This is a genomic window from Pseudomonas sp. JS425, from assembly GCF_018223845.1.
Classification (GTDB): domain Bacteria; phylum Pseudomonadota; class Gammaproteobacteria; order Pseudomonadales; family Pseudomonadaceae; genus Aquipseudomonas; species Aquipseudomonas asiatica.
In genome coordinates, this window is sequence record NZ_CP073661.1 from 6109773 (window position 1) to 6136370 (window position 26598).

General features: G+C 63.9%; 23 protein-coding genes. 10 read left to right on the top strand and 13 right to left on the bottom strand.

The window, feature by feature from the left end; translation table 11 throughout:
• The first annotated feature begins 19 nt into the window (after positions 1-19).
• The gene (locus KDB76_RS28125; protein WP_024087905.1) at positions 20-1414 is read left to right on the top strand and encodes a VOC family protein; all 1395 of its coding nucleotides are present in this window, start codon (positions 20-22) and stop codon (positions 1412-1414) included.
• Positions 1415-1527: 113 nt separating this feature from the next.
• On the opposite strand, the gene KDB76_RS28130 is transcribed toward KDB76_RS28125, so the two are convergent.
• Positions 1528-2454 carry a LysR substrate-binding domain-containing protein gene (locus KDB76_RS28130; RefSeq protein ID WP_013974772.1) on the bottom strand — a complete coding sequence of 309 codons (927 nt, stop codon included), beginning with the start codon at positions 2452-2454 and terminating at the stop codon, positions 1528-1530.
• Between the two features lie 156 nt (positions 2455-2610).
• Between KDB76_RS28130 and KDB76_RS28135 the strand changes: the two genes are divergently transcribed.
• A complete protein-coding gene (locus tag KDB76_RS28135; protein WP_024087906.1) occupies positions 2611-3999 on the top strand; it encodes a NorM family multidrug efflux MATE transporter in 1389 nt (462 codons plus the stop codon).
• Between the two features lie 100 nt (positions 4000-4099).
• Here the strand turns inward: KDB76_RS28135 and KDB76_RS28140 are convergent, their stop codons facing one another.
• Complete coding sequence (locus KDB76_RS28140; RefSeq protein ID WP_024087907.1) at positions 4100-5767, bottom strand: bifunctional diguanylate cyclase/phosphodiesterase; 1668 nt, start codon at positions 5765-5767, stop codon at positions 4100-4102.
• Positions 5768-6020: 253 nt separating this feature from the next.
• On the opposite strand from KDB76_RS28140, the gene rep reads away from it, so the two are divergent.
• Positions 6021-8030: a DNA helicase Rep gene (gene rep, locus KDB76_RS28145; RefSeq protein ID WP_015272320.1), complete on the top strand. Its 2010-nt coding sequence runs from the start codon at positions 6021-6023 to the stop codon at positions 8028-8030.
• A 64-nt stretch (positions 8031-8094) separates the two neighbouring features.
• Positions 8095-8667 (top strand): xanthine phosphoribosyltransferase, encoded by a 573-nt coding sequence (locus KDB76_RS28150; protein WP_003253535.1) that lies wholly within the window; start codon positions 8095-8097, stop codon positions 8665-8667.
• Between the two features lie 110 nt (positions 8668-8777).
• On the opposite strand, the gene KDB76_RS28155 is transcribed toward KDB76_RS28150, so the two are convergent.
• From KDB76_RS28155 to dadA, 5 genes are all read right to left on the bottom strand, one after another.
• The gene (locus KDB76_RS28155; RefSeq protein ID WP_024087908.1) at positions 8778-10640 is read right to left on the bottom strand and encodes an acetyl-CoA hydrolase/transferase C-terminal domain-containing protein; all 1863 of its coding nucleotides are present in this window, start codon (positions 10638-10640) and stop codon (positions 8778-8780) included.
• A gap of 275 nt (positions 10641-10915) precedes the next feature.
• A complete protein-coding gene (locus KDB76_RS28160) occupies positions 10916-11320 on the bottom strand; it encodes a c-type cytochrome (protein ID WP_038410508.1) in 405 nt (134 codons plus the stop codon).
• Between the two features lie 154 nt (positions 11321-11474).
• Positions 11475-12023: a cupin domain-containing protein gene (locus KDB76_RS28165; protein WP_013974777.1), complete on the bottom strand. Its 549-nt coding sequence runs from the start codon at positions 12021-12023 to the stop codon at positions 11475-11477.
• A 109-nt stretch (positions 12024-12132) separates the two neighbouring features.
• Positions 12133-13206, bottom strand: coding sequence for an alanine racemase (gene alr / locus KDB76_RS28170; RefSeq protein ID WP_024087910.1), 1074 nt, complete (start codon positions 13204-13206; stop codon positions 12133-12135).
• Positions 13207-13352: 146 nt separating this feature from the next.
• Positions 13353-14657, bottom strand: coding sequence for a D-amino acid dehydrogenase (dadA, locus tag KDB76_RS28175; RefSeq protein ID WP_013974779.1), 1305 nt, complete (start codon positions 14655-14657; stop codon positions 13353-13355).
• 156 nt (positions 14658-14813) lie between these two features.
• Here dadA and dadR point away from each other — a divergent pair, with 156 nt between their 5' ends.
• Entirely contained in the window at positions 14814-15302 is a 489-nt protein-coding gene (dadR, locus tag KDB76_RS28180) for a transcriptional regulator DadR (RefSeq protein WP_003258963.1), read from the top strand.
• Between the two features lie 2 nt (positions 15303-15304).
• Here the strand turns inward: dadR and KDB76_RS28185 are convergent, their stop codons facing one another.
• A complete protein-coding gene (locus tag KDB76_RS28185; protein WP_013974780.1) occupies positions 15305-15658 on the bottom strand; it encodes a YkgJ family cysteine cluster protein in 354 nt (117 codons plus the stop codon).
• A gap of 130 nt (positions 15659-15788) precedes the next feature.
• On the opposite strand from KDB76_RS28185, the gene KDB76_RS28190 reads away from it, so the two are divergent.
• Positions 15789-17081: an FAD-binding oxidoreductase gene (locus KDB76_RS28190; protein ID WP_024087911.1), complete on the top strand. Its 1293-nt coding sequence runs from the start codon at positions 15789-15791 to the stop codon at positions 17079-17081.
• A gap of 144 nt (positions 17082-17225) precedes the next feature.
• Here KDB76_RS28190 and KDB76_RS28195 read toward each other — a convergent pair whose 3' ends face one another.
• Positions 17226-17456 carry a DUF1127 domain-containing protein gene (locus tag KDB76_RS28195; RefSeq protein WP_024087912.1) on the bottom strand — a complete coding sequence of 77 codons (231 nt, stop codon included), beginning with the start codon at positions 17454-17456 and terminating at the stop codon, positions 17226-17228.
• A gap of 178 nt (positions 17457-17634) precedes the next feature.
• Here KDB76_RS28195 and KDB76_RS28200 point away from each other — a divergent pair, with 178 nt between their 5' ends.
• Positions 17635-19065: a PLP-dependent aminotransferase family protein gene (locus KDB76_RS28200; RefSeq protein ID WP_162472730.1), complete on the top strand. Its 1431-nt coding sequence runs from the start codon at positions 17635-17637 to the stop codon at positions 19063-19065.
• Positions 19066-19125: 60 nt separating this feature from the next.
• A complete protein-coding gene (locus KDB76_RS28205; RefSeq protein WP_015272325.1) occupies positions 19126-20682 on the top strand; it encodes a phospholipase D family protein in 1557 nt (518 codons plus the stop codon).
• Between the two features lie 121 nt (positions 20683-20803).
• On the opposite strand, the gene KDB76_RS28210 is transcribed toward KDB76_RS28205, so the two are convergent.
• Both KDB76_RS28210 and KDB76_RS28215 read right to left on the bottom strand, forming a co-directional pair.
• A complete protein-coding gene (locus KDB76_RS28210; RefSeq protein WP_023662014.1) occupies positions 20804-21943 on the bottom strand; it encodes an MFS transporter in 1140 nt (379 codons plus the stop codon).
• Positions 21944-22084: 141 nt separating this feature from the next.
• Complete coding sequence (locus KDB76_RS28215) at positions 22085-23578, bottom strand: aldehyde dehydrogenase (RefSeq protein WP_013974786.1); 1494 nt, start codon at positions 23576-23578, stop codon at positions 22085-22087.
• Positions 23579-23774: 196 nt separating this feature from the next.
• On the opposite strand from KDB76_RS28215, the gene KDB76_RS28220 reads away from it, so the two are divergent.
• A complete protein-coding gene (locus KDB76_RS28220; protein ID WP_003258971.1) occupies positions 23775-24134 on the top strand; it encodes a cupin domain-containing protein in 360 nt (119 codons plus the stop codon).
• A gap of 92 nt (positions 24135-24226) precedes the next feature.
• Here KDB76_RS28220 and rpmG read toward each other — a convergent pair whose 3' ends face one another.
• Both rpmG and rpmB read right to left on the bottom strand, forming a co-directional pair.
• Positions 24227-24382 (bottom strand): 50S ribosomal protein L33, encoded by a 156-nt coding sequence (rpmG, locus tag KDB76_RS28225; RefSeq protein ID WP_003253507.1) that lies wholly within the window; start codon positions 24380-24382, stop codon positions 24227-24229.
• 10 nt (positions 24383-24392) lie between these two features.
• A complete protein-coding gene (gene rpmB, locus KDB76_RS28230; RefSeq protein WP_003258972.1) occupies positions 24393-24629 on the bottom strand; it encodes a 50S ribosomal protein L28 in 237 nt (78 codons plus the stop codon).
• A gap of 361 nt (positions 24630-24990) precedes the next feature.
• On the opposite strand from rpmB, the gene KDB76_RS28235 reads away from it, so the two are divergent.
• Positions 24991-26598 (top strand): ABC transporter substrate-binding protein, encoded by a 1608-nt coding sequence (locus KDB76_RS28235; RefSeq protein ID WP_024087914.1) that lies wholly within the window; start codon positions 24991-24993, stop codon positions 26596-26598.

Genomic DNA, 26598 nt, shown 5'->3' on the forward strand with positions numbered 1-26598 from the left:
CCCAACCAGGAAGCTAGCGATGCCCGCCCACGATTTCGTCAGCCCCGACAGCATCCGCGCGCAGTTCTCTGCCGCCATGTCGCTCATGTACAAACAGGAAGTGCCCCTGTACGGCACGCTGCTGGAGCTGGTGAGCGAAATCAACCAGCAGGTCATGGTCCAGCAACCCGAGGTTGCCGAGGCCCTGCGCTGGACCGGCGAAATCGAGCGCCTGGATCAGGAGCGCCACGGTGCCATCCGTGTCGGCACCGCCGCAGAGCTGGCCACCATCGCCCGGTTGTTCGCGGTCATGGGCATGCAGCCAGTCGGCTACTACGACCTCAGTTCCGCCGGTGTGCCGGTGCATTCCACCGCCTTCCGCGCGGTGCACGAGCAGTCGCTGCACGTCAGCCCGTTCCGCGTGTTCACCTCGCTGCTGCGCCTGGAACTGATCGACAACCCGCAGCTGCGCGAGCTGGCAGAGAGCATCCTGGCCAAGCGCCAGATCTTCAGCGCCCGCGCCCTAGAGCTGATCGACCAATGCGAGCGCGATGGTGGCCTGAATGCCGCCGATGCCGAGGTGTTCGTGCAAGAAGCGCTGCACACCTTCCGCTGGCACCATGACGCCACCGTCACTGCCGAGCAGTACCAGCAGTTGCACGACCAGCACCGCCTGATCGCCGATGTGGTGGCCTTCAAGGGCCCGCACATCAACCATCTGACCCCGCGCACCCTTGACATCGATGCAATCCAGCTCGGCATGCCGGCCAAGGGCATCCCGCCAAAGGCCGTGGTCGAAGGCCCGCCCACCCGCCGCCACCCGATCCTGCTGCGCCAGACCAGCTTCAAAGCCCTGCAGGAAAAGGTCGCGTTCAGCGACCAGCAGGGCAGCGAAGGCAGCCACACCGCGCGCTTTGGCGAAATCGAGCAACGCGGCGCGGCGCTGACGCCGAAAGGCCGCCAGCTGTACGACAAGCTGCTCGACGCCACCCGCGCCGCCCTGGGTGGCGCCCCGGCCGAGGCCAATGCCGAACGCTACATGGCGTTGTTGAAGGACACCTTTGCCGAGTTCCCGGACGACCTGGCGCAGATGCGTGAACAAGGGCTGGCCTACTTCCGCTACTTCGCCACCGAGAAAGGCCTGGCTGCGCGTGACCAGGACGACCGCCCAACCACGCTGGAGGGGTTGATCGAGGCTGGCCATGTGCACTTCGAGGCGCTGGTGTACGAGGATTTCCTGCCGGTGAGTGCGGCGGGGATCTTCCAGTCCAACCTGGGTGACGACGCGCAGGCCGAGTACGGCAGCAACGCCAACCGCGATGCGTTCGAAGCGGCGCTGGGGCTGCAGGTGCAGGATGAGCTGGCGCTGTATGCGCAGAGCGAGCGTCGGTCGCTGCAGGCGTGTGCACAGGCGTTGAACCTGGGCTCGATGTAAGGCATTGCGGCCTCTTCGCGGGTAAACCCGCTCCCACCGGTACAGTACTGGCCTCAAGGCCTGCACCGAGCCTGTGGGAGCGGGTTTACCCGCGAAGAGGCCGGTACAGGCGATCAAAGGGCCGGCAGGATCTGCACATCCGGCAAATCCATCGCCGCCACCTCCTCTTCCAGAAACGCGCTCAAACGTCGCAACCGCTCGCCCCCTGGCCGAGTGCGCGGCCACACCAGGTAATAATCCATCCCGCTGGGCACCGCCGTCGGCCAAGGCAGGCTAAGGCGTCCTTGCGCGACATCCTCGGCCACCATCAGCAAATCACCCATGGAAATGCCATAGCCACGCGCCGCGGCAATCATGCCCAGCTCCAGAGTGTCGAACACCTGCCCGCCCTTGAGCGAAACCTTGTCACTCAACCCCATGCGCTCCAACCATTCCCGCCAGTCGCGCTTGTCCACCGTGGGGTGCAGCAGCTCTATGCAGGCCAGCCGACGCTCGTCCCAGGGTTCCTCGTCGAGCAGGTCTGGCGCACCCACGGGGATCAGCAGCTCCGGGAACAACCTGCGCACTTCCCATTCCGGCGGGAACACCCCGTCGCTGAGCAACACCGCGCAATCGAACGGCTCCTGGTTGAAGTCCACATGGTCGACATCCATCCAGGCGCTGGTCAGCTGAACTTCGTTGCCAGGCTGCAAGTGGCGAAAGCGGCTAAGGCGCGCCAGCAACCAGCGCATGGTCAGGGTCGAGGGAGCCTTCATGCGCAGGATGTCATCCTCACCGCGCAAGGTATCGCAAGCCCGTTCCAGCGCGGCAAAGCCTTCACGCACACCGGGCAGCAGCACCCGCGCCGCTTCGGTCAGTTGCAGGCTGCGGCCACTGCGCACGAACAGGCGGCAGGCAAAATGCTCCTCCAGCGTGCGGATATGCCGGCTGACCGCGCTCTGGGTAATCGACAGCTCTTCGCCGGCACGGGTGAAGGAGCTTAGCCGCGCGGCGGCTTCGAATGCGCGCAGGGCATACAGCGGGGGGAGCTGACGGGACATGAGGCACCTGCCATACGGGGCTGAGAAATGAATCACCGGGAAGCATATATACATGAGTCAGACTCATGCCAATAATCGCTTTTATCCTTTTGTGCAAAGTTGACCAAAGCCTCAGAATCGCCCTTCGTTAATCACCCCAGGAAAAGGACTGCCCCCATGCATGTCGCGCCCACCACAGAACTCAAGGCTTTGCTGCGCCTGGCCGGGCCGCTGATCGCCTCGCAGTTGGCGCACATGCTGATGGTGCTGACCGATACCCTGATGATGGCCCGCATCAGCCCGCAAGCCCTGGCTGGTGGCGGCCTGGGTGCGGCGAGCTACTCGTTCGTGTCGATCTTCTGCCTTGGCGTGATCGCTGCGGTCGGCACCCTGGTGGCCATTCGCAAGGGCGCCAACGACATCGAAGGCGCCACCCGCCTGGCGCAGGGTGGCCTGTGGCTGGCCTGGGGCCTGGCGCTGTTCGCTGCGCTGGTGCTGTGGAACCTTGAACCGGTACTGCTGCTGTTCGGGCAAAAGCCCGAGAACGTTGCCTCGGCCGCCGAATTCCTCACCCTGCTGCCACTGGCGCTGCCCGGCTACCTGACTTTCATGGCGTTGCGCGGCTTCACCAGCGCGCTGGGCCGGTCTACGCCGGTGATGGTCATCAGCCTGGTTGGCACGGTGCTCAACTACCTGTTCAACGTGGCGCTGATCGAAGGCATGTTCGGCCTGCCCAAGCTGGGCCTGATGGGCATCGGCCTGGTCACCGCGGTGGTGTCGATGGGCATGGCCATTGCCTTGGCGCTGTATATCCGTTGGCACCCGGCCTATGCCGCCTACCCATTGCGCAAGGGCCTGTCGCGCCCTTCGCTGCCGGCCCTGCGCGAGCTGTGGCGGCTGGGCCTGCCGATTGGCGGCACCTACATGGTGGAAGTCGGCCTGTTCGCCTTTGCCGCGCTGTGCATGGGCGTGCTGGGCAGTACCGAGCTGGCGGCGCACCAGATCGCCCTGCAGATCGTCTCCACGGCGTTCATGGTGCCGACCGGGTTGTCGTATGCGGTGACCATGCGCGTGGGGCTGTACTACGGCGCCGGCAACCTGCTGGCGGCGCGCAGCGCCGGGCGGGTGGGCATCGGCTTCGGGGCGATGATCATGTTTGCCTTCGCCGCGTTGTTCTGGCTGCTGCCCGATGCGCTGGTGGGGCTGTTCATCGACCGTGACGACCCGGCATTTGCGGCGATCTTCCAGCTGGCGGTGCAGTTGCTGATGGTGGCTGCGTGGTTCGAGCTGTTCGATGGCATGCAGACGATCGCGATGGGCTCGATCCGTGGGCTGAAGGATGCCAAGACGACCTTCCTGATCGGGCTGGTGTGCTACTGGCTGGTGGGGGCGCCGAGCGCCTGGCTGTTCACCTTTACCCTGGGCGGTGGCGCGGTCGGGGTGTGGTGGGGGCTGGCGTTGGGGCTGGCGTGTGCGGCGGTGGCACTGACCTTTGGCTTTGAGTGGCGGATGAAGCGGCTTTTGGGCAAGGCCGGGATTGGTGGAGCGGCGACGGCTTCGGCCTGACTTGCGGGCCTCTTCGCGGGTAAACCCGCTCCCACAGGGACTGCGCAGGGTCTGAATCCTGTGCAAAGCCTGTGGGAGCGGGTTCACCCGCGAAAGGGCCCTAAAGGGCTGTGCCCAACTGGCAGCCGGTCGCCTGCAGCAAGAACTCCATCAACTCCGCCACCGGCAGCGGCTTGCTGACCAGGAAGCCCTGCACCTGGTCACAGCCAAACCCGCGCAGCAACGCCATCTGCTCTTCGCTCTCCACCCCTTCGGCCACCACCTCCAGGTTGAGGTTGTGCGCCAGGTTGATCATGGCGTGCACCAGCTTGCGGTTCTCCTCGCGCATTTCCATCTCCGCGACAAAGCTCCGGTCCACCTTGAGCAAGGTGATCGGCAGGCTGTTTAGGTGCACGAACGAAGAGAACCCGGTACCAAAATCATCGAGCGAGAAGCGCACGCCCAGGCGCCCCAAGGCGTCCATGGTCTGGCGTACCAGCTCGTTGCGGCGCATCACCGCCGTTTCGGTGAGCTCGAATTCGAGCCAGCGGGCATCCACACCATGTTCGAGAATCAGGCGGCTCAAGGTCGCCAGCAACTGGCTGTCCTGAAACTGGCGGAAGCTCAGGTTGACCGCCATGTGCAGCGGCTCCAGGCCGCGCTCGCACAGCGCCTGCATGTCGCGCAGGGCTCGGGAAATCACCCAGTAGCCCAGCGGCACGATCAGGCCGCTCTGCTCGGCCAGCGGCACGAACTCGCTGGGCGGCAACAGGCCGCGCTCGGCATGCCGCCAGCGCACCAGCGCCTCGAGGCCGACGATGCGCCCGTCGGCCAGGTTCAACCGCGGCTGGTAATGCAGCTCCAGCTCGTCCCGGCGCAGGGCGCGGCGCAATTCGCTTTCCAGATCGGCAAGGCTACGGGCGTTGCGATTGATACGCTCGTTGAACACATGGAAGGTGCAACCCTGGCTGCCCTTGGCCTGGCGCATGGCGATGTGCGCATGCCACATCAGCGGGTCGGCACCACCCTGGGCGCGGGCATGGGCCAGGCCCAGGCTGCAGCCCAGCAGCAGGCTTTCGCCGTCAATCCAGTAGGGTTCGGCCAACGCCTCGACAATCCGCTCGGCAATCCACTCGGCACGGTTGGGGTCGCGTCGGGTGTCGATCAGCAGGGCGAACTCGTCGCTGCCCAGGCGCGCCAGTTGGTCGCCCGCCTCCAGTTGCTGTTTCAGCCGCGCCACCACCTGCAGGATCAGGCGGTCGCCGCTCTGGTGGCCAAGGGCGTCGTTGACGTGGCGGAAGTTGTCCAGGTCCAGGTGGCCGAGGGCAAGGCCACGGCCGTCGTTCTCGGCCAGGCGCGCGGTCAGCAAGGCCTGGAAGCCCTGGCGGTTGGCGATGCCGGTCAGCGGGTCCTGCTCGGCCAGGCGCTGCAAGGTGGCCACCAGCACGCCGCGCTCGCGCACATGGCGCAGCGAGCGACGCAAGGTGTCGGCATTGAGCTGGTCACGCACCAGCCAGTCACTGACGGCGCTGGGCGCTAACTGAGGCTCGTGGTCGAGCAGCAGGATGGTCGGCAGCTCGCAGCGTCCAGGCGCGGGCTGCAGGGCCGGGGTTGCCAGCACGACAGCCTGGCGGTCCTGGTTGAACAGGCTGTCGACCGAGTCCCAGTTCGGCGCCGTCAGCAGCACGGCGCTGCCACCCTGGGCAGGCATGCACTCGCGTAGCAGCGCGCCCCATTCCGGCTCATCGGCCAACAGCAGCAAACGCAATGGTTCGACAGGCGTGGACAAGCGGGCTCCTTAGGCTTCACGGTGCAACGGAAACTGCCAGGTATGCTACTGCATTAATGAAAATGATTTTCAATTTAATACATGTTTTTACGGGTGTAGCATCCCGACGTATTTTGTCGTGCATCCTGCGCGAAACTGCGCCAGCCGGCAAATCCCGTTTACATATTTGACTCAGACGTCAGACGGTCGCGCCACAAACGCCCCATGCCTGTTAGAATGCGCGGCTATTTTCTGGCGACCCCCGGTTTCTAGCATGTCCCGACTCAATCCCCGGCAGCAGGAAGCCCGTGACTATGTCGGCGGCCCTCTTTTGGTGCTCGCCGGTGCAGGCTCGGGCAAGACCAGCGTGATCACGCGCAAGATTGCCCACCTCATCCAGAACTGCGGCATCCGTGCCCAGTACATCGTGGCGATGACCTTCACCAACAAGGCCGCCCGCGAGATGAAGGAACGGGTCGCCACCCTGCTGCGCCCGGGGGAAGGCCGCGGCCTGACTGTGTGCACATTCCACAACCTGGGCCTGAACATCATCCGCAGGGAGCACGAGCGCCTGGGCTACAAGCCGGGTTTCTCGATCTTCGACGAGTCCGACATCAAGGCGTTGCTGTCGGACATCATGCAGAAGGAATACTCCGGCGACGACGGCATCGACGAGATCAAGAACATGATCGGTGCCTGGAAGAACGACCTGATCCTGCCCGCCGAGGCCCTGGAGAAGGCGCGCAACCCGCGCGAGCAGACTGCCGCCATCGTCTACACCCACTACCAGCGCACGCTCAAGGCGTTCAACGCGGTGGACTTCGACGACCTGATCCTGCTGCCGGTCAAGCTGTTCCAGGAGCACCCCGATGTGCTGGAGCGCTGGCAGAACCGCGTGCGCTACCTGCTGGTGGACGAATACCAGGACACCAACGCCAGCCAGTACCTGCTGGTGAAGATGCTGATCGGCATGCGCAACCAGTTCACCGTGGTAGGCGACGACGACCAGTCGATCTACGCCTGGCGTGGCGCCCGGCCGGAAAACCTGATGCTGCTCAAGGAGGATTACCCCTCCCTGAAGGTGGTGATGCTGGAGCAGAACTACCGCTCCACCAGCCGCATCCTGCGCTGCGCCAACGTGCTGATTGCCAACAACCCGCACGCGTTCGAGAAGCAGCTGTGGAGCGAGATGGGCGTGGGCGACGAGATCCGCGTCATCCGCTGCAAGAACGAGGAAGCCGAGGCCGAACGCGTGGCCATGGAAATCCTCACCCTGCACCTGCGCACCAACCGCCCGTACAGCGACTTTGCCATCCTCTACCGCGGCAACTACCAGGCCAAGCTGATCGAACTGAAGCTGCAGCACCACCAGGTGCCATATCGCCTGTCGGGCGGCAACAGCTTCTTCGGCCGCCAGGAGGTCAAGGACCTGATGGCCTACCTGCGCCTGCTGGTGAACCCGGACGATGACAACGCCTACCTGCGGGTGATCAACGTACCGCGCCGCGAGATCGGTTCCACCACCCTGGAAAAGCTCGGCAACTACGCCACCGAACGCGGTATTTCGATGTACGCCGCCAGCGAGGAGCTTGGCCTGGGCGAGCATCTGGACGCCCGCTATACCGAGCGCTTGCAGCGCTTCAAGCATTGGCTGGACGGGGTGCGCCACAAGGTTGCCCTGGAAGACCCGATTGCCGCGCTGCACGAGATGATCCGCGATATCGACTACGAGAACTGGATCCGCCAGCAGACCGCCAGCGACAAGGCGGCCGAGTTCCGCATCAGCAACGTCTGGTTCCTGGTCGAAGCGCTGAAGAACACCCTCGAGAAGGACGAAGAGGGTGACATGACCATCGAGGACGCCATCGGCAAGCTGGTGCTGCGCGACATGCTCGAGCGCCAGCAGGAAGAGGAAGAGAACGCCGAAGGTGTGCAGATGATGACCCTGCATGCCTCCAAGGGCCTGGAATTCCCATACGTGTTCATCATGGGCATGGAAGAGGAAATCCTCCCGCACCGCTCCAGCATCGAGGCCGACACCATCGAAGAGGAACGCCGCCTGGCCTACGTGGGCATCACCCGCGCGCGCCAGACCCTGGCCTTCACCTTCGCCGCCAAGCGCAAGCAGTACGGTGAAATCATCGACTGCACGCCCAGCCGGTTCCTCGACGAACTGCCACCGGACGACCTGGCCTGGGAAGGCCTGGACGATGCGCCGGTCGAGGTAAAGGCTGCACGGGGCAACAACGCCTTGGCCGATATCCGGGCAATGCTCAAACGCTGATCAACCATTACTCTTTAACTTTGCCGCTATTTGCGGCCACCTTTGCTACATCGAGGAAAACAAAGTGGAAGCACTGCATCAGAAGATTCGCGAAGAAGGCATCGTGCTTTCCGATCAGGTTCTCAAAGTCGACGCGTTTCTCAACCACCAGATCGATCCGGCGCTGATGCAGCTGATCGGTGACGAGTTCGCCCGCCTGTTCGCCGACGCGGGCGTGACCAAGATCGTCACCATCGAAGCCTCGGGCATTGCCCCGGCGGTGATGACTGGCCTGAAGCTGGGCGTGCCGGTGATTTTCGCCCGCAAGCACCAGTCGCTGACCCTGACCGAGAACCTGCTGACCGCCTCGGTGTATTCCTTCACCAAGCAGACCGAGAACACCGTGGCCATCTCGCCGCGTCACCTGAACAGCAGCGACCGCGTGCTGGTGATCGACGACTTCCTGGCCAATGGCAAGGCGTCGCAGGCCCTGATCTCGATCATCAAGCAGGCCGGCGCCACCGTGGCCGGCCTGGGTATCGTGATCGAGAAGTCGTTCCAGGGCGGCCGTGCCGAGCTGGACAGCCAGGGCTATCGCGTCGAGTCGCTGGCCCGGGTGAAGTCGCTGGAAGGTGGTGTGGTGTCCTTCATCGAATAAGGCCGCTACGCGATCTCTGTGGGAGCGGGTTTACCCGCGAATGCGATTTGGGATGCGCCATCGCATTCGCGGGTAAACCCGCTCCCACAGGGGACAGTATGTCCGAGTGTTTATTTTGCAGCCTGTAAACCCGCCAGCAGCAACCGCTGGTAAAGCTCTTCCTTCAGCCCCTGCGGCTGATCCAGCTGCATCCGCACAAGATGCCTCGCGTAGCCCTCGGGCCCCGGCGCATCCAGCGCTGCCTTGCCCAGCTCCAGCACCTCGCTCAGCTTGAACTTGCTCTTCAACCAGTTCAGCGCCCGCAGCAAATCCCGCTCTTCAGCCGTAAAGTCCGTGCCCAGCGGATACTCCGGAAACAACCGCGAATGCCGCGCCCTGATCGCCTCCAGCCGCTGCGGCGTATTGTCGGTAAAGCACGCCTCCAGTTGAAAATCCTTGGCCAGCTTGCCGGCATCCTTTGCCTGCTCGATCAGCCCCTGCTGGAACCGCGAATCACATACCGCCAGCAACCGCGCAATCACCTCGCTGTCGGTCTGCCCACGCAGGTCGGCAATGCCGTACTCGGTCACCACGATATCGCGCAGGTGCCGGGGGATGGTGCAATGGCCATAGTTCCAGAACAGGTTCGAGGTCACCTCCCCGCCCGCCTCACGCCAGCTGCGCAGCAGCAGGATCGAACGCCCGCCCTCCAGCGCATGGCCTTGGGCAACGAAGTTGTACTGCCCGCCCACGCCACTGAGTACTCGGCCATCCTCCAGCTGGTCAGCCACCCCAGCGCCGAGCAGGGTCATGCCGAATACGCTGTTGATGAAGCGCGCATCACGGCGTTGGCGGCGCTTGAGCTCCTCCTGCCCGTACAGCTCGTTGATGAAGCTGATACGAGTCATGGCAAACTGTGCGCGCTGTTCCAGCGGCATGTCGCGCAAGCGCTGGTAGAACGCCTGGGGGCCGAGGAAGAAACCGCCATGCAGCACTGCCGCCACCTGCTCGTCCGCCGGGCGCCGCAACAGGCCCGCTTCGGCCAGCGCCAGCAAGCCGTTGACGAACATCTCGCTGCAGCCGTACAGGCCTTGGGCGAAGGTATCCAGGCCCCCTTCCCGTTCGATCAACGCTTGCCACGAGCCAACACCCAGCGCGTCGAGCACAGCACGATAACCGGCGTTGTCACCCTGGCGCGCCAGCAATGCGGCAGCTACCGCATCGCCCATGGCACCAATGCCGATCTGTAGCGTGCCGCCGTCGCGAACCAGGCTGCTGGCGTGCAGGCCGATGCAGTGGTCCTGGGTGTTGACCGGCATGTTCGGCGTGGAGAACAGGCGGCGTTGCTCGGCTGTATCGATCAGCAGGTCGAACGTATCGATGGGTAGCTCGGCGTCACCCGGCATGTAAGGCAGCTCGGCATGCACCTGGCCGAGCATGAGGATGGTCTCGCCGGCAGCGCGGCGCTTGGCGATCATCGGCAGCAGGTCGAGGGTGATGTCGGGGTTGCAGGCCAGGCTCAGGTGCACCGGTCTCTCGGGCGTGGCGGCCACCAACTGCGCGATCAGGTTCAGGCCCTTGGCGTTGATGTCACGTGCTGCGTGGCTGTAGTTGCTGCTGATGTAGCTTTGCTGGGCCGAATCGCTGTGCAGCAGGCTGCCGGGCTGCATGAAGAATTGTTCCACCTGGATGTTCGGCGGCAGGCTGTCGTTGCGCAGGTCGGCGAGGTAGGTAAGTTCTTCATAGTCGGCGAAGACGCGCTCGACGAAGGGCTCGAGAAAGCGCCGCTGCAGGCCATCGCCCAGTGGCGGGCGGCCGAGGGACAGGGCGGTGTAGATAGTAAGGCGCCGTTCGGGCAGCTCGCGGATGCGGGCGTAAAGCGCATTGACGAAGGCGTTGGGCTTGCCCAGGCCCAGCGGCAGGCCCATGTGGATGTGGGCTGGCAGGCGCGACAGGACTTGCTCGACGGCCTGGTCGATGGAGCAGAGGTGCATCGGGGCCTCCTGAGACATCCATGGGTTCAGGGGTTGGACATGGGCTTTGGTGGGTTGGTTGCCTGTGCCGGCCCTTTCGCGGCTAAAGCCGCTCCTACAGAGACCTCACTGCCCTTGAGTCCTGTGCTGCACCTGTGAGTACCCACAGGGGCCCCACAATCCTTGAAGCCTGCACTGTACCTGTGGGAGCGGCTTTAGCCGCGAAAGGGCCGGCACAGGCACCACAAAAACAAAGCCCGCCATCAATGGCGGGCCTCATGCAATTCAGCTGTTTCTCACAGCCCGGACATTTTCTTGATCGCCCCTTTCAGGTCGTCATCCGAGCAGTCTGCGCAGGTGCCTTTCGGTGGCATGGCGTTGATGCCGGTAATGGCCTTGGCCAGGATGCCGTCCAGGCCACCCTGGTGGTCGGCGCGTTCCTTCCACGCCGCGGTATCGCCAATCTTCGGTGCGCCGAGCAGGCCGGAGCCATGGCAGGCATTGCAGTGCTTGGCGATGATCTCGTCCGGCGTCTTGGCACCACCGCCACCTGCGGCGGCGGCCACTTCCATGCCCTTGCACTCCTGGCCCTGGACGCACACCTGGCCAACCGGCTCCAGGCGCTTGACGATGTCATCGTTGGTCGCAGCGGTTGCGCTCATTGCCCAGAGGGCGAATACGGCTGCTGGTACGGCCAGCATCTTCTTGATTTGGTTCACGCGAACACCCTCATGGTGGCTAATCACGCTCGCGGCCACGGATCGGCGAGCGTTGAAAAGTATAGCGGGAACCCAGATGCCGTGAAACGACCCCACACGGGAAAGGGGTATTGCCGAATCAATGCACTGCGCTGGATCAAAAGTTTGAAGGCGTCGCCGCACTGATCAGCCGCGCCGGCCGGTCGAACGGGTTGCGAAAGCGGTGCGGGCGGGTGCTTTCGAAGTAGTAGCTGTCGCCCTCTTCAAGGATGAAGATCTCGTTGCCGACCACCAACTCCAGGCGGCCTTCGAGCAGGATGCCGGTTTCTTCACCGTCATGGGTAAGCATTTCGGCGCCCGTGTCGGCACCCGGTGGATACACCTCGGTGAGAAAGGCGATGGCACGGTTGGGGTGCGACTTGCCGACCAGCTTCATGGTCACCGCACCGTCGGAGATATCGATCAGCTCATGAGCCTTGTAGACGATCTGCGTGGGGCTTTCAGGTTCCAGTTCGACCGAGAAGAACTCGACCATCGACATGGGAATGCCGCTCAGCACCTTGCGCAGCGAGCTGATCGACGGGCTCACGCTGTTCTTCTCGATCATCGAGATGGTGCTGTTGGTCACGCCGGCACGCTTGGCGAGTTCACGCTGGGACAGGCCCTTGAGCTTGCGGATGGCTTGCAGTCGTTCGCCGACGTCCAAAGCTGGAGCCTCCTGAAACGGTGGAAAGGGGGGTGGATGTGAACGATATCATGGCAATGCCGTTCAGTATTTACAACACACCGCCCTTCAACCTGTCCGCTTCAGCGTGTCATTCGCCGATGTAGTCCCGCGGTACTCGCTTCAGGTTGCAGAAAATCTGGTACGGAATGGTACCCGCGTGCGCAGCCACCTCACTGGCCAGCACATGCTTGCCCCACAGTTCGACGGGGCTGCCGACGGTGGCTTCCGGCACGTCGGTCAGGTCGATGCTGAGCATATCCATCGATACTCGGCCGATCAGTTGTGTGCGCTTGCCAGCGACCAGCACCGGGGTACCGTTGGGCGCCTGGCGCGGGTAGCCATCGGCATAGCCCATGGCAACCACACCAACGCGGGTTGGCCGTGGGCTGACGAACTTGGCGCCATAGCCCACCGGCTCGCCGGCAGGCAGTTCGCGCACGCTGATCACCCGCGATTGCAGGGTCATCACCGGTTGCAGGCGCTCGGCCTCGGCCTGGGCCACTTCGAACGGTGTGGCACCGTACAGCATCAGGCCCGGGCGCACCCAGTCGCTGGGGGCCTGCGGCCAGCCCAGCACACCGGGGGAGTTGCGCAGGCTGCACTCGGCGGCCAGGCCCTGGCGGGCGGCCTCGAACACGGCGATCTGTTGGGCGGTAGCGTCGGCATCCAGTTCGTCGGCGCGAGCGAAGTGGCTCATCAGCACGATGCGCGCGACCTTGCCGCTGGCCAGCAGGCGCTGGTAGGCCTCGTGGTAGTCCTTGGGGTGCAGGCCGACGCGGTGCATGCCGCTGTCGAGCTTGAGCCAGACGGTGAGCGGCTTGTGCAGCTGGGTCTTTTCGATCGCTTCCAGTTGCCACAGCGAGTGCACCACACACCACAGGTCGTGCTCGGCGATCAGGGCCAGTTCGCTGGCTTCGAAGAAACCTTCCAGCAGTAGCACCGGGACCTTGATACCGGCGGCGCGCAGCTCCAGCGCTTCTTCGATGCAGGCCACGGCAAAGCCGTCGGCTTCGGCCTCCAGGGCCAGGGCACAGCGCACGGCGCCGTGGCCGTAGGCGTCGGCCTTGATCACGGCGAGGGCTTTGGAACCGGTCAGTTCACGGGCCAGACGGTAGTTGTGGCGCAGGGCCTGGAGGTCGATCAGGGCGCGGGCGGGACGCATGGCGGCTGCCTTATGGTGGTTCACAGGTTGAAAACGGTGTTGGGTTCTTCGCGGCTAAAGCCGCTCCCACAGGGGACCGCACAATGCCCAAGCACATGCGATCCCTGTGGGAGCGGCTTTAGCCGCGAAGAGGCCGGTGCAGGCTATTACTGCTGGTGAGCCGGCGCAGTCTGCCCGTGCTTGGCCACTTCCGGGCTGTTGCCATAACGGGAAATGTCCAGGCCTTCGGCACTGATCTGCGGCTTCTTGCGCGCAATCAGGTCGGCCAGCAGGCGACCGGAGCCGCACGCCATGGTCCAGCCCAAAGTACCGTGACCGGTGTTCAGGAACAGGTTGCGGAACGCCGTGGCACCAACGATCGGCGTGCCGTCCGGGGTCGCCGGGCGCAGGCCGGTCCAGAAGCTAGCCTGGCTCAGATCACCGCCGCGAGGATAAAGGTCGTTGACGATCATCTCCAGCGTTTCGCGCCGACGCGGGTTCAACGACAGGTCAAAACCGGCGATCTCAGCCATGCCGCCGACGCGGATACGGTTGTCGAAACGGGTAATGGCAACCTTGTAGGTCTCGTCGAGAATGGTCGAGGTCGGGGCCATGTCGGCGTTGGTGATCGGCACGGTCAGCGAGTAGCCCTTCAGCGGGTACACCGGGGCCTTGATGCCCAGCGGCTTGAGCATCTGCGGCGAGTAGCTGCCCAGCGCCAGCACGTAGCGGTCGGCGGTTTCCAGCTTGCCGTCGATCCATACGCCATTGATGCGGTCACCCGCGAAGTCCAGGCGCTGGATGTCCTGGCCGAAGCGGAACTCCACGCCCAGCTTCACGGCCATTTCGGCAAGCTTGGTGGTGAACAGCTGGCAGTCGCCAGTCTGGTCGTTTGGCAGGCGCAGGGCGCCGGCCAGGATGTCCTTGACGCCAGCCAGGGCCGGTTCGACGCGGGCAATGCCGTCGCGGTCAAGCAGCTCGTAAGGCACGCCGGACTGCTCCAGAACGGCAATGTCCTTGGCCGCGGCATCCACCTGGGCCTGGGTACGGAACAGCTGGGTGGTGCCCAGGCTGCGGTTTTCGTAGGCGATGCCGGTTTCGGCGCGCAGTTCGTCGAGGCAATCACGGCTGTACTCGGACAGGCGCACCATGCGCTCCTTGTTCACCGCGTAACGGCTGGCGGTGCAGTTGCGCAGCATCTGTGCCATCCACAGGTACTGGTCGACGTCGCCGGTGAGCTTGATAGCCAGGGGCGCGTGGCGCTCCAGCAGCCATTTGATGGCCTTCAGCGGCACGCCTGGGGCGGCCCAGGGCGAGGCATAGCCGGGCGAGATCTGGCCGGCGTTGGCAAAGCTGGTTTCCATGGCCACCGCCGGCTGGCGATCGACCACCGTTACTTCGAAACCTTGCCGGGCCAGATAGTAGGCACTGGCGGTTCCGATCACACCGCTACCAAGTACCAGAACTCGCATCGTTTTATCCCTCGCACGCGGCGCGCCGCAGACTTTTATTGAAATGGCATGAATGCGCGCAGTATAGGAATTTGAAGGCAGTGCAATTCACTATATAAAAGCCTATTATTGGCGAGAATTCTCGGCAAAATCGCCTTTCACGGAGGGGCATCCCCTATGAGAACCCAGCACCAGAGCAAGCGTGAACTGGACAAGATCGACCGTAACATCCTGCGTATCCTGCAGAATGACGGGCGTATTTCCTTCACCGAACTGGGCGAGAAAGTTGGGCTTTCCACCACCCCTTGCACCGAGCGGGTCCGCCGCCTGGAGCGCGAGGGCATCATCATGGGCTACAACGCCCGCCTTAACCCGCAGCACCTCAAGGGCAGCCTGCTGGTGTTCGTGGAAATCAGCCTGGACTACAAATCGGGCGACACCTTCGAGGAGTTCCGCCGCGCGGTGCTGAAACTGCCCCACGTGCTGGAATGCCACCTGGTTTCAGGCGACTTCGACTACCTGGTGAAGGCGCGTATTTCCGAGATGGCCTCGTACCGCAAACTGCTCGGCGACATCCTGCTGAAGCTGCCGCACGTGCGCGAATCGAAGAGCTACATCGTGATGGAAGAGGTGAAGGAGAGCCTTTGCCTGCCGATCCCGGACTGAAGTCAGACCAGCACTTGGCGGGTGGTGGCAATGAACTGGTGGACCAGCTGCTCGGCAGCGGGCTCGATCATCTGTTCAGGGCCACGGCCACGCGGGCAGGCCAGGCGCGGGGTGGTGCCGAACAGGCGGCAGATCATCGGGCGCTCTTCATACACCGTGCAGCCGTTGGGGCCCAGGTGCACACAGTCCAGGCGCTCCAGGGCGGCGTCCTGCTCGGCCTGGGACTTGCGCGGCAGGCGGGCCATTTCTTCCGCCGAAGTGGTGACCGGGCCGCAGCAGTCGTGGCAGCCGGGCTCGCACTCGAAGGAAGGGATGAGTTCGCGCAGGAAGTGGATCTTGTGGCGGTTGCAGGACATGGCTGGGTTCAAAACTAGGAAATTGGCCAGATTATAGGCCCATTCGCAGGCGCAGCCCTCGCCTTGTTGCCCACCACCCTACCCCGGCTTATCCTCCTCCCCTCAGCCCACCAGCCTCAGGACCTGCCCAATGATCCACAGCGCGCAGCACGCCGCCTCCTACTACGCCGCCAGCAGCGCGCCACACCCCGACCACTCCTTCCTGCAGGGCGAGCACAGCGCCGATGTGTGTATCGTTGGCGGCGGCTACTCGGGCCTGAACACCGCCATCGAACTGGCCGAGCGCGGCTTTTCGGTCATCCTGCTGGAGGCGCGCAAGCTCGGTTGGGGCGCCAGCGGGCGCAATGGTGGGCAACTGATCCGTGGCGTCGGCCACGGCCTGGAGCAATTCCTACCGATCATCGGCGAGGAAGGCGTGCGCAGCCTGAAACTGATGGGCCTGGAAGCGGTGCAGATCGTCCGCGAGCGCGTCGACAGGCATGCCATCGCCTGCGACCTGACCTGGGGTTACTGCGACCTGGCCAACAAACCCGCCGAGCTGCTGGGCTTTGCCGAGGATGCTGAAGAACTGCGCAGCCTTGGCTACGCACATGAACTGCGCCTGGTCGGCAAGGACGATATCCACAGCGTGGTCGGCGCCGACTGCTATGTCGGCGGGCTGGTCGACATGGGCTCCGGGCACCTGCACCCGCTCAACCTGGCCCTGGGTGAGGCTGCCGTGGCCAGCCGCCTGGGCGTGAAGCTGTTCGAGCAGTCCGAGGTCACACGCATCGACTACGGCCCGGAAGTACAGGTGCACACCGCCCAAGGCCGGGTACGCGCCAAAACCCTGGTGCTGTGCTGCAACGCCTACCATAACGACCTCAACCGCGAGTTGGGCGGCAAGGTGCTGCCAGCCGGCAGCTACATCATCGCCACCGAGCCACTGGGCGAAGAACGTGCCCGTTCGCTGCTACCGCAGAACATGGCGGTATGTGACCAGCGCGTGGCACTGGACTACTACCGCCTGTCCGCCGACCAGCGCCTGTTGTTCGGCGGTGCCTGCCACTATTCGGGCCGCGACCCGAAGGACATCGCCGCCTATATGCGGCCGAAGATGCTCAAGGTGTTCCCGCAACTGGCCGACGTGCGCATCGACTACCAGTGGGGCGGCATGATCGGCATCGGCGCCAACCGCCTGCCGCAGGTTGGCCGCCTGGCAAGCCAGCCGAACGTGTATTACGCCCAGGCCTACTCCGGCCATGGGCTCAACGCCACCCACCTGGCTGCACGCCTGCTCGGCGAGGCCATCAGCGGCCAGGAAAGCGGGCGTTTCGACCTGTTTGCCAAGGTGCCACACATCACCTTCCCCGGCGGCCAGCACCTGCGCTCGCCGCTGCTGGCGTTGGGGATGCTGTGGCATCGCCTGAAAGAGCTGATCTGAAAGCTGCGCACTGCCCCTTGTGGGAGCGGCCTTGTGTCGCGAAAGGGCTGCGAAGCAGCCCCGGCAATTCATGCAGTGATGCAAATATCCTGGGGCCGCTGTGCGGCCCTTTCGCGACACAAGGCCGCTCCCACAACGATCGCATCAGTCCTTCCAGAAGGGCTTACGCCCTTCGGCCCGGGCCTGCTCCCAGCTCAGCCCGATATCGCGCAACTCGTCATCAGTCAACTGCAGCAGCGCCCTGCGGGTGTGCCAGCGATGCAGCATCAGCCCCCAACGCCCCAACCCTTTCGGCGCGTTGAATACCTTGGCTTGCTGCCCGGCTTCCAGTTCCTTGGCCAACAGTTGCAAGCGCACATCGCTCATGCCACCCATCACCGCATCCTCTCGTTCAGTTGATACTGTGGAGAAAGCATGCGCGTCGAAAGCACCGGCAATACAGATCCAATACAGCCTTATTATTCCCATACAGAATTGGCCGCAGGCCGACTGAATGCTGTATTTTCAGCGCAACTGTACCGGTCGCCACGCTATTGCAGCGCAGGAGTATGCCGTGACCCTTTACCTGAACCTCGCCGAACTGCTCGGTGCCCGTATCGAACAGGGCCTCTACCGCCCCGGCCAGCGCCTGCCGTCAGTGCGCGCCCTGAGTGTGGAGCACGGGGTCAGCCTGAGCACCGTGCAGCAGGCCTACCGCATGCTGGAAGACAGCGGCATGGTCTCGCCCCGGCCCAAGTCCGGCTACTTCGTCAACGACCACCGCCACCTGCCGGCCCTGCCCGCCGTCAGCCGCCCGGCCCAGCGCCCGGTGGACATCTCGCAATGGGAGCAGGTGCTCGAGCTGGTGCGCAGTACCCCACGCCAGGGCGTGATTCAACTCGGTCGCGGCATGCCCGACATCGACAGCCCCACCCTCAAGCCACTGCTGCGCAGCCTTGCCCAACTGAGCCGGCGGCAGGACATGCCCGGGCTGTACTACGACAACATCCACGGCAACATGGCCCTGCGCGAACAGGTGGCACGGCTGATGCTCGACTCCGGCTGCCGCCTTGGCCCGGCCGACCTGGTGATTACCACTGGCTGCCATGAGGCGCTGTCCTGCAGCATTCGAGCGGTATGCGAGCCGGGCGATATCGTCGCGGTCGACTCCCCCAGCTTCCACGGCGCCATGCAAACCCTCAAGGGCCTGGGCATGAAAGCCCTGGAAATCCCCACAGACCCGGTTACCGGCATCAGCCTGGAGGCACTGGAGCTGGCATTGGAGCAGTGGCCGATCAAGCTCATCCAGATCACCCCCAGCTGCAACAACCCTCTCGGCTACATCATGCCCGAGGCTCGCAAGAAGGCACTGCTGAGCCTGGCCCAGCGCTACGATGTGGCCATCCTGGAAGATGATGTATACGGCGACCTGGCCTACACCTACCCGCGCCCACGCACCGTCAAGTCGTTTGACGACGACGGGCGCGTGTTGCTCTGCAGCTCTTTCTCAAAGACCCTCGCCCCCGGCCTGCGGGTTGGTTGGGTAGCGCCCGGTCGTTACCTGGAGCGGGTGCTGCACATGAAATACATCAGCACCGGAAGCACGGCCAGCCAGCCGCCGTTGGCCATTGCCGACTTCATCGCCGGCGGGCACTACCAGCCCCACGTACGGCGCATGCGCAGCCAGTACCAGCGTGGCCGCGACCTGATGAGCGACTGGGTGACCCGCTACTTCCCGGCGGGCACCCGGGTCAGTCGACCGCAAGGTGGCTTCATGCTGTGGGTGGAATTACCCGAACATTTCGATACGCTGCGCCTGAACCGGGCTTTACTGGAGCAGGACGTGCAGGTTGCCGTGGGCAGTATTTTCTCGGCCTCGGGCAAGTTCCGCCACTGCCTGCGCATGAACTTCGCCGCACGGCCCACGCCGCAGATCGAAGCTGCCGTGCGCAGGGTTGGTGAAACCGCCCTTCGTCTACTGGAAGAAGAAAGCGCCGGCGCGTAACTTTGCGCCGCCCGCCACGGTCCAACCATTTAAGCCTTTGCTGCACAGGACGATCCACCCTTGAGACTCCAGCGAGCCCTGCCTCTGCTGCTGGTGCTACTGCTTGGTCTTGCCGGCTGTGCCAGCGTCGGCACGCCCCGCGAAACCAGCCAGGCGTTACCCGCCAACGACTCGGCCTTCGGCCGCTCGGTACTGCGCCAGGCCGCGCCGTACGACGGCCGCTCGGGCTTTCGCCTGCTGCCCAACAGCAACGAGGCGTTCCGCGCCCGTGCCGAACTGATCCGCAACGCCCAGGCGAGCATCGACCTGCAGTACTACATCGTCCACGATGGCCTCAGCACCCGCGCTCTGGTGCATGAACTGCTGCGCGCCGCCGACCGTGGCGTACGTGTGCGCATCCTGCTCGACGACACCACCAGCGATGGCCTGGACGTCATCATGGGCACCCTCGATGCCCACCCGAACATCCAGATACGGGTGTTCAACCCGCTACACTTGGGCCGCAGCACCGGCGTGACGCGCGCGGTGGGCCGCCTGTTCAACCTGTCGCGCCAGCATCGGCGCATGCACAACAAACTGTTCCTGGTGGACAACAGCATGGCCATCGTCGGCGGGCGCAACCTGGGCGATGAGTATTTCGATGCCGAACCCAACCTCAACTTCACCGACATCGACTTGCTGGGTGTCGGCCCGGTGGCCGAACAGCTTGGCCACAGTTTCGACCAATACTGGAACAGCGCCCTGAGCCGGCCGATTACCGACTTTCTCTGGCGCGACCCGGATGCCAGCGACCTGCGCGCCAGCCGCCATCGCCTGGAAATTTCTCTCGCCGAAGCCAGGACCCAGCGCAAAGCCCTGTATGACCGCTTGATGGCCTACCAGTCGCAGCCGCGCCTGGATGTGTGGCGCAACGAACTGATATGGGCCCATGCCCAGGCGCTGTGGGATGCGCCGAGCAAGGTGCTGGCCGATGACGAACCGGACCCGCAACTACTGCTGACCCAGCAACTGGCTCCTGACTTGAGCAAGGTGCAACGCGAGCTGATCCTGGTATCGGCGTACTTCGTGCCCGGCGAGTCCGGCCTGCTGTACCTCACCCACAGCGCCGACGCGGGTATCTCGGTCAAGCTGCTGACCAACTCGCTGGAGGCCACCGACGTGCCGGCAGTGCATGGCGGCTATGCACCATACCGGCGGGCGCTGCTGGAGCATGGCGTGCAGCTGTACGAACTGCGCCGCCAACCCGGTGACCCCAGCGCCAGACACAGCTTGAGCTTCCATGGCAGCTCCGACTCGAGCCTGCACAGCAAGGCGATCGTGTTCGACCGGCGCAAGACCTTCATCGGTTCGTTCAATTTCGACCCGCGTTCAGTGTTGTGGAATACCGAGGTCGGGGTGCTGGTGGACAGCCCGGAGCTGGCCGAGTACACCCGCGCGCTGGCGGTACAGGGCATGGCCCCGGCCTTGAGCTACCAGCCGACGCTGGTGGGTAACCAGATGGTGTGGGTGACCGAGGAAAATGGCAGGCGGCGCATGCTCACATCCGAACCGGGCGGGATTTGGCGGCGGTTCAATGCCTGGATCAGCAAGGCGGTTGGCCTGGAGAAGATGTTGTAGCGGCGATTTTGGGGCTGCTTTGCAGCCCATCGCGACGCAAGGCCGCTCCTACATGGGATCGCGTATCTCCTGTAGGAGCGGCCTTGCGTCGCGATGGGCTGCAAAGCGGCCCCAAAATCCATCAGGCAGAAGCAGGCTCAAACGCCCCGCGCCGCCGGGTCAACACCACCAACCCCGCAGCCCCCGCAGCCATCAGCAACGGCAACGCATGCCCGCTGATCCACTGGCTGCCGGCCCCGGCCAGCAGCGGCCCGAGCAGGCAGCCAATACCCCACAGCTGCGCCACATGGGCGTTGGCCCGCACCAGCGCATCATCCCGGTAGCGCTCACCAATCAGCACCAGCGACAAGGTGAACAAGCCCCCTGCACTGGCCCCGAACAGCACCCATAGCGGCCAGATCGCCGGTGAATGCAGCAGCAACGGAATCGCCAGGCTGGACACCAGCAGGGTCACCGCACAACCGGTGAACAGGGCGCGCCGCGACATATGGTCGGCCAGCGCACCGATGGGCAGTTGCAGCACTGCATCGCCCACCACCACGGTACTGACCATGAACAGGGCGATTTCGGTGCTGAAGCCCTGTTGCAGGCAATACACCGGCAGCAAGGTCAGGATCATTGCCTCGAACGAGGCAAACAGGGCAATGGCCCAGGCGATCACCGGCAAGCGCCGGCAGAAGGCGAACAGGTCGCCGAAGGTGACGCTGCAGGCCTCTGTGCTGGGTGCCCCGCCACGGCCCAGGAGAATCAGCGGCGCCACCAGCAGCAGGCCGGTAGCGGCCCAGAAGCCGAAGTCGTCATCCGAGCCGAGAAAGCCCAGCAGCAGCGGTCCGGCGAGCTGGCTGAGGGCATAGCTGCTGCCGTACAACGCCACCAGGCGGCCACGCCATTGCTCGACTACCAGCTGATTGATCCAGCTTTCGCCGAGTATGAACACCACGGTCAGCGACATACCGATCAGCAACCGCAGCAGTAGCCACAACGGGTAGCTGGGCAACAGTGCGACCAGGCCGATCGACAGCGCCCCGCCCCACAGGCACAGGCGCATGGCCGAGGGCACACCGACCCAGCCGGCCAGGCGACTGGCCAGACTGGCACCTACCAGCACGCCCAGCGCCGGCATCGCGGCCATCACACCGATGGCGAAGCTGCCGTAGCCCCAGGCCTCCAGGCGCAGGGATACCAGCGGCATGCTCACGCCGAGTGCCAGCCCGACGCTTAGCACCGATGCCAGTACGGCGAAGTAGGTACCCCAACGCATTGCAGCCTCCCAGGCCAAGAATTTTCCATGGCCCATTCGCGGGTAAACCCGCTCCCACAGGTACACCACCGCCCTTGAGAGCGGTGCAGTACCTGTGGGAGCGGGTTTACCCGCGAATGGGCCGCTAGGCGGCCCCCTGGATTACAGCTTGATCCAGGTCGCCTTCAGCTCGGTGTACTTCTCCAGCGCATGCAGCGACTTGTCACGGCCGTTGCCCGACTGCTTGAAGCCACCGAACGGCGCGGTCATGTCGCCACCGTCGTACTGGTTGACCCAGACGCTGCCAGCACGCACGGCGCGGGCGGTCTTGTGGGCCTTGGAGATGTCCGAAGTCCAGATGCCAGCGGCCAGGCCATACGGCGTGTCGTTGGCAATGGCGACGGCTTCTTCGGCGGTATCGAAGGCGATCACCGACAGCACCGGGCCGAAGATTTCTTCCTGAGCGATCTTCATGGCGTTGGTCACGCCGTCGAAGATGGTCGGCTCGACATAAGTGCCACCGGTTTCTTCCAGGGTGCGCTTGCCGCCGGCCAGCAGCTTGGCGCCGTCCTTGTGGCCAGCCTCGATGTACGACAGCACGGTGTTCATCTGCTGGGTGTCGACCAGGGCACCGACAGTGGTCTGTGGGTCCAGCGGGTTGCCTGGCTTCCAGCCTTTCAAGGCCTCGACCACCATCGGCAGGAACTTGTCCTTGATCGAACGCTCGACCAGCAGGCGCGAGCCGGCGGTGCACACTTCGCCCTGGTTGAAGGCGATGGCGCTGGCGGCAGCTTCGGCGGCAGCTTGCAGGTCCGGAGCGTCAGCGAAGACGATGTTCGGGCTCTTGCCGCCGGCTTCCAGCCAGATGCGCTTCATGTTCGATTCGCCCGCGTAAACCATCAGCTGCTTGGCGATCTTGGTCGAACCGGTGAATACCAGGGTGTCGACGTCCATGTGCAGGGCCAGGGCCTTGCCCACGGTGTGGCCGTAGCCTGGCAGCACGTTCAGCACGCCAGCCGGGATACCGGCTTCGATGGCCAGCTGGGCGATGCGAATGGCCGTCAGCGGCGACTTTTCGGACGGCTTGAGCACTACCGAGTTACCGGTGGCCAAGGCCGGGCCGAGCTTCCAGCAGGCCATCAGCAGCGGGAAGTTCCACGGTACGATGGCACCGACCACACCCACCGCTTCGCGGGTGACCAGGCCGAGCTGGTCATGCGGGGTCGGGGCGACTTCGTCGTAGACCTTGTCGATGGCTTCGGCAGTCCAGTGGATGGCATTGGCCGCGCCAGGTACGTCGATGCTGGAGGAGTCGCCGATCGGCTTGCCCATGTCCAGGGTTTCCAGCAGCGCCAGCTCTTCGACGTTCTTGCGCAGCAGGTCGGCGAAGCGGATCAGCTTGGCCTTGCGCTTGGCCGGGGCCAGCTGCGACCACACGCCGGAGTTGAAGGTGGCACGGGCGTTTTCCACAGCGCGGTTGGCATCGGCCAGATCGCAGCTGGCAACCTTGGCCAGGAAGCGTCCGTCGACCGGGCTCAGGCACTCGAAGGTTTCACCAGATGCGGCATCGGTGTATTCGCCGTTGATGAAGGCACGGCCTTCGATCTTCAGTTGCTGGGCACGTTGTTCCCAGTCCGCACGAGTCAGGGTGGTCATACGAAACTCCTCCTCTTGTTTAGGTGCAACGCCGCACTGAGGACTCACAGGCGTTGTCAGAATTCTGCCCCAGCGTCGAGGGCATTTTGGCTACCGACACCCTAAACCAGCCGGTGTAAACTATCAATATATTTGACACGAAAGGCTCAAAAGCCTACTCATGTGCATTTTATTAAACAACAACAGGAGCCGAACCATGAGTATCGACAGCATAATCGACTTCGCGCAGGTCATTACCGAGGCCGAACGCTACCGCCCGGCGGCGGAAAAAATCCTCAAGGGCGAGCCAGACCAGGCGGTCTACAATCATTATTCCAGCCCGTGCGGGCAGTTTGCCGCGGGCGTGTGGGAAGGCGAGGTCGGGCAGTGGACGGTGAACTACACGGAGCATGAGTACTGCGAGATCGTCCAGGGCGTTTCGGTGCTGCGTGACCAGGACGGCGGAGCCAAGACCCTGCGTGCCGGTGACCGGTTTGTCATCCCGGCCGGCTTCAAGGGCACCTGGGAGGTGCTGGAGCCTTGCCGCAAGATCTATGTGATGTTCGAGCAGAAGTAAGCCTCTGGGGCTGCTTTGCAGCCCAGGCTTTCTTGCAGGCATAAAAAAACCCGCATCCTTTCGGAGGCGGGTTTTTTCAGGTCGCCGATCAATTACTTGATCTTGGCTTCCTTGTACACCACGTGCTTGCGAACAACCGGATCGTATTTCTTGATCTCGATTTTGTCCGGAGTGGTGCGCTTGTTCTTGTCGGTGGTGTAGAAGTGGCCAGTGCCAGCACTCGAAACCAGACGGATCAATTCACGCATGACGTTCTCCTTAGAACTTTTCGCCGCGAGCGCGCAGCTCGGCCAGCACTACGTCGATACCACGCTTGTCAATAACGCGCATGCCTTTGGCAGATACGCGCAGACGCACGAAACGCTTCTCGGATTCAACCCAGAAACGGTGGTGCTGCAGGTTCGGCAGGAAACGACGACGGGTTTTGTTGTTTGCGTGGGAAATGTTGTTCCCGGTTACTGGACCCTTACCAGTAACTTGACAGACTCTCGACATGACTCAGCCCTCTAAAACCACATGCCCAACCCGGCATGGGTTGGCCGCTTAATCTCTCAGTCTTTGGCGCCTGGGCGCCGTGATTCTGGAGGTCTTATCGGCCGCATTCGCTGATGCGACAGGCCGAGCCCCTAGAAAAGAGCGCTGCTTTATACCAGAAAGACTCGACCGCAACAACATTAGATGAATATTGACACGAGCCCCGACGCGCCGGGCCAGCATAGCGGCAGGCCCCGCCAGCCGTCGACCGCTCGTCGCCAATTTTGTAAAAAAGGGTGTGGTCATTTCCCGACGGGCACACTAGGGTAGGCCTTTTCCAGACTGCACTGGCAGATGGGCCACTGACAGCCAAGGAGCCACTATGCGTGCCGCCGCCCTTTCCTTATTGTTCAACTCCTTGTTCGCCGCAGGCGCCCTGATCGCCGCCAGCGTTGCCCAGGCCGCCCCGCTGAGCGTCTGCAGCGAGGCCAGCCCCGAAGGCTTCGACGTGGTGCAGTACAACTCACTGACCACCACCAACGCCACAGCCGATGTGCTGATGAACCGCCTGGTGGAGTTCGACGCGGCGCAAGGCAAGGTGGTGCCGAGCCTGGCGGCCAGCTGGACGGTATCGGCCGACGGCCTGATCTACGACTTCACCCTGCGCGATGATGTGAACTTCCACACCACCGCCTACTTCAAGCCAAGCCGCCCACTGAACGCCGACGATGTGCTGTTCAGCTTCCAGCGCATGCTCTACCCCGCCCATGCCTGGCACAAGACCGCGCCGGGCGGCTACCCGCATGCCCAGTCGCTGCAACTAGGCAGCCTGATCAAGGCGATCGAGGCACCCGCGCCAAACACCGTGCGCTTCACCCTCAACCACCCGGACGCCACGTTCCTGGCCACGTTGAGCATGGGCTTCGCATCGATCTACTCCGCAGAGTACGCGGACAAACTTCTCAAGGCCGGCACGCCGGAGAAGCTCAACAGCCAGCCGATCGGCACCGGGCCGTTCATCTTCCAGCGCTTCCAGAAGGACGCCGTAGTACGCTATCGCGCCAACCCTGACTACTTCGCCGGCAAGCCGGCGGTCGACCCGCTGATCTTCGCCATCACCACCGATGCCAACGTGCGCCTGCAGAAGCTCAAGCGCGGCGAGTGCCAGGTCGCGTTGTCGCCCAAGCCGCTGGACATTGCCGAAGCTGGCAAGGACGGCAACCTCAAGGTGGCCACCACCCCGGCGTTCATGACCGCCTTCGTCGCCATCAACAGCCAGCACCCGCCGCTGGACAAGCCGGAGGTGCGCCAGGCCATCAACCTGGCCTTCGACAAGCAGGCCTACCTCAAGGCCGTGTTCGAAGACTCCGCGGTGGCCGCCAACGGCCCCTACCCGCCCAATACCTGGAGCTACGCCAAGGACCTGCCCGGCTACCCGCTGGACCTGAAGAAAGCCAAGGCCCTGCTGACAAAGGCCGGCCTGGCCGAGGGCTTCAGCACCACGATCTGGACCCGCCCGTCGGGCAGCCTGCTCAATCCCAACCCCAGCCTCGGTGCGCAGATGCTGCAGGCCGACCTGGCCAAGATCGGCATCAAGGCCGAGATCCGCGTGATCGAGTGGGGCGAGCTGATCCGTCGCGCCAAGGCGGGCGAGCATGACCTGCTGTTCATGGGCTGGGCGGGCGACAACGGCGACCCGGACAACTTCCTCAGCCCGCAGTTTTCCTGCGCCGCGGTGAAGTCGGGGACCAACTTCGCACGCTTCTGCGACAGCCGCCTGGACCAGTTGATCAGCGCCGGGCGCACCACCAACGACCAGAGTGTGCGCAGCCGGCTTTACCAGCAGGCGCAAACCTTGATTCAGCAACAGGCGCTGTGGGTGCCGCTGGCGCACCCGACGGCGGCGGCCCTGCTGCGCCAAGGGGTCGAGGGGTATCAGGTGAGCCCGTTCGGGCGGTTGGATTTCAGCAAGGTGTCTGTGAACAAGTAA

Excerpts from the sequence above, each read along its gene's own strand:
- alr (WP_024087910.1), bottom strand. The coding sequence starts at position 13,206 with ATGCGTCCCGCCCGCGCCCTGATCGACCTCCAGGCCCTGCGCCACAAC.
- rep (WP_015272320.1), top strand. The coding sequence starts at position 6,021 with ATGTCCCGACTCAATCCCCGGCAGCAGGAAGCCCGTGACTATGTCGGC.
- KDB76_RS28220 (WP_003258971.1), top strand. The coding sequence starts at position 23,775 with ATGAGTATCGACAGCATAATCGACTTCGCGCAGGTCATTACCGAGGCC.
- KDB76_RS28160 (WP_038410508.1), bottom strand. The coding sequence starts at position 11,320 with ATGCTGGCCGTACCAGCAGCCGTATTCGCCCTCTGGGCAATGAGCGCA.
- KDB76_RS28235 (WP_024087914.1), top strand. The coding sequence starts at position 24,991 with ATGCGTGCCGCCGCCCTTTCCTTATTGTTCAACTCCTTGTTCGCCGCA.
- dadR (WP_003258963.1), top strand. The coding sequence starts at position 14,814 with ATGAGAACCCAGCACCAGAGCAAGCGTGAACTGGACAAGATCGACCGT.
- KDB76_RS28195 (WP_024087912.1), bottom strand. The coding sequence starts at position 17,456 with ATGGGTGGCATGAGCGATGTGCGCTTGCAACTGTTGGCCAAGGAACTG.
- KDB76_RS28135 (WP_024087906.1), top strand. The coding sequence starts at position 2,611 with ATGCATGTCGCGCCCACCACAGAACTCAAGGCTTTGCTGCGCCTGGCC.
- rpmG (WP_003253507.1), bottom strand. The coding sequence starts at position 24,382 with ATGCGTGAATTGATCCGTCTGGTTTCGAGTGCTGGCACTGGCCACTTC.
- KDB76_RS28130 (WP_013974772.1), bottom strand. The coding sequence starts at position 2,454 with ATGTCCCGTCAGCTCCCCCCGCTGTATGCCCTGCGCGCATTCGAAGCC.
- KDB76_RS28125 (WP_024087905.1), top strand. The coding sequence starts at position 20 with ATGCCCGCCCACGATTTCGTCAGCCCCGACAGCATCCGCGCGCAGTTC.
- KDB76_RS28185 (WP_013974780.1), bottom strand. The coding sequence starts at position 15,658 with ATGTCCTGCAACCGCCACAAGATCCACTTCCTGCGCGAACTCATCCCT.
- KDB76_RS28155 (WP_024087908.1), bottom strand. The coding sequence starts at position 10,640 with ATGCACCTCTGCTCCATCGACCAGGCCGTCGAGCAAGTCCTGTCGCGC.
- KDB76_RS28210 (WP_023662014.1), bottom strand. The coding sequence starts at position 21,943 with ATGCGTTGGGGTACCTACTTCGCCGTACTGGCATCGGTGCTAAGCGTC.
- KDB76_RS28215 (WP_013974786.1), bottom strand. The coding sequence starts at position 23,578 with ATGACCACCCTGACTCGTGCGGACTGGGAACAACGTGCCCAGCAACTG.
- rpmB (WP_003258972.1), bottom strand. The coding sequence starts at position 24,629 with ATGTCGAGAGTCTGTCAAGTTACTGGTAAGGGTCCAGTAACCGGGAAC.
- KDB76_RS28190 (WP_024087911.1), top strand. The coding sequence starts at position 15,789 with ATGATCCACAGCGCGCAGCACGCCGCCTCCTACTACGCCGCCAGCAGC.
- dadA (WP_013974779.1), bottom strand. The coding sequence starts at position 14,657 with ATGCGAGTTCTGGTACTTGGTAGCGGTGTGATCGGAACCGCCAGTGCC.